This window comes from Pseudonocardia sp. EV170527-09 (assembly GCF_008369905.1).
Taxonomy (GTDB): Bacteria; Actinomycetota; Actinomycetes; order Mycobacteriales; family Pseudonocardiaceae; genus Pseudonocardia.
Map to the genome: position 1 here is coordinate 1 of NZ_VRMC01000211.1, position 2,264 is coordinate 2,264.

2 protein-coding genes are annotated in these 2,264 nt (G+C 65.5%); one reads left to right on the top strand and one right to left on the bottom strand.

The genetic code is table 11. The features are described 5' to 3' along the window. Positions 1-217, bottom strand: a 217-nt coding sequence (locus tag FVA95_RS28395; protein WP_193564260.1) for a sigma factor-like helix-turn-helix DNA-binding protein, incomplete at its 3' end; no start/stop codon positions are given. A gap of 256 nt (positions 218-473) precedes the next feature. Here FVA95_RS28395 and FVA95_RS28400 point away from each other — a divergent pair. Next, positions 474-2,189, top strand: coding sequence for a class I SAM-dependent DNA methyltransferase (locus tag FVA95_RS28400; RefSeq protein WP_193564441.1), 1,716 nt, complete (start codon positions 474-476; stop codon positions 2,187-2,189). Positions 2,190-2,264 lie beyond the last annotated feature (75 nt).

Consider the following 2,264-nt stretch of genomic DNA (forward strand, 5'->3'; position numbering starts at 1 on the left):
TCCGCGGGAACTGCGCCAACAGAGCCCGCACCTGCGGCTCGACCGCATCAGCCAGCGAACCCCGCGGGCCCCGTTCCCGCCGCGGTGGGCCCGGCGCCCGCAGCGCCGAACGCACCGTGTTCCGCGCGACTCCCAGCCGGCGGGAGATCTCCTTGATCGGGACACCCTCCGCCCGATGCAGACGACGGATCTCGGACCAGTCCTCCACCGACAACACCCCCTCAGCGTCGCCCAGAAGGGGTCAATCCCAATCCGACGTCAGGGGGTCAGTCTCAGGCCGTCGTCGACACCTTGCGCGCTCACACGGCGCCAACGTGGCAAAGGGCTGAGCCGTGTTGTGACGCCGGCCGAGGTTGTTGATCAGCATGAGGTGGGGGTTCGCTGATGAGGAGTTGGATGCACACGATCGATGGCCAACGCCGGTGGTGGCTGGACGGCGAGTCTGATGTGGGGGTCTGGGAAGGTAGGGAACAATGAAGCCTGTGCTGTCCCCGTCCGCGTCGCTCGACACCGCTGAGCTGCGGAAAGCGCGTGGGGCCTTCTTCACGCCAGAGCCGGTAGCTCGGTACGTGACTGACTGGGCTGTTCGACGCCTGTCCGATCGAGTGCTGGAGCCCTCTTGTGGCGAGGCATCGTTCTTGCTCGCGGCCGTCGATCGACTCGCTGCACTGCGCGACCCTGACACGCTGGACTTCCAGCTGGGCAGCCTAGACGGGGTCGAACTGCACGAGGCGTCTGCCTACGCCGCCGAGTCGCTTCTGAAGCAGGCCGGGGTCCACGCAGACATCACCACCGGTGACTTCTTCTGTATCGAGCCCACGGGTTCTTACGACGTCGTGATCGGTAACCCGCCCTACATCCGCTATCAGGACTTCACCGGTCCGCCGCGTGTCCGCTCGCGAGCGGCAGCGTGGCGCGCAGGGGTTCAGTTGACGAACCTGGCTTCCTCATGGGCGGCATTCACTGTGCACTCCGCGCTCTTCCTGAAGCCGGGCGGGCGCATGGGTCTGGTGCTGCCAGCTGAGCTCCTCAGCGTCAACTACGCCGCCGAAGTCCGCCGCTTCTTGCTGGAGTCCTTCGCGCAAGTCGACCTCGTGCTCTTCACCGAACGCGTCTTCCCCGGCGTCCTGGAAGACGTCGTGCTACTCCTCGCCGACGGCTACAAGCAAGGCCCGGTTGATCACGCCCGCATCTTCCAAGCGCAGAACGCCCGCGAGCTGCAGAACATCGACGCCGGCGAGCGGGGTCGGGCCTGGCGGCCAACCCGGCCCGAGGACAAGTGGACGCCATCGTTGCTGGCAGCCGAGGCGCTGACCACGTACTCCAGTCTCAGCTCCGGTGGCGGGTTCACTGCGTTGGAAACCTGGGGAGACACCACGCTGGGCATGGTGACCGGCAACAACCGCTACTTCTGCCTGTCGCCGGAGACAGTGAGGGAACGTGGGCTGCAGCGCACCGATCTTCTGGAGCTGTGCCCACCGGGTAGCCGTCACCTCCGGGGGCTCTCGTTCACCAGGAATGCCTGGAGCGACATGGGCCGCGAAGGAGCCTCCACCTGGCTCTTCCGCCCCAGTGGCGACCCCTCGCCGGCTGCCCGCGCTTACATCGCGGCGGGTGAGACTGCGAACGTCCATACCGCCTACAAATGCCGGGTCCGGTCGCCCTGGTGGCGTGTGCCCCTGGTGAAGCCGGCTGACATGCTCATCACCTACATGAACGCTGACACGCCACGGCTCACCGCTAACGCGGCGAAGACACGGCATCTGAACTCAGTGCATGGTGTCTATCTCAAGCCCGAGGTCCGTGATCTTGGAAGCGCTGTCTTGCCGCTGGCTGCATTGACCTCGATGACTCTGGTCGGCGCAGAGACCGTTGGACGCGCTTATGGCGGCGGAATGCTCAAGCTGGAACCTAAGGAAGCAGACAGCCTCCCCGTTCCATCCGTAGACCTTCTGGATGACGCACGCGACGATCTAGAAGCGTTGCGCCCGCAGATCCTTAAGCGGTTGCGGAGCCCAAAAGGACTCCTTGACGCCGTGAAACTTGTTGATGAGCTCCTTCTGGTCGGCAAACTGGGCATGCGGCGCTCGGAGGTGGCAGCCCTACGCGATGCTCACGCTGACCTCACGGCTCGCCGGGTTGCCCGCGGCAAGAACGCATGTCCGGGGACGGGCTGTGGTGTCGGTTGATGGACGACCTGACGTGTCGTTGGCCCGGGCGCGATCATGACACGGCTGCCGGGACCGGGGACAGTGCTCTGTCCT

What these genes read in the sequence shown, in the direction of transcription:
- FVA95_RS28400 (WP_193564441.1), top strand. Translation starts at nt 474, where the DNA reads ATGAAGCCTGTGCTGTCCCCGTCCGCGTCGCTCGACACCGCTGAGCTG.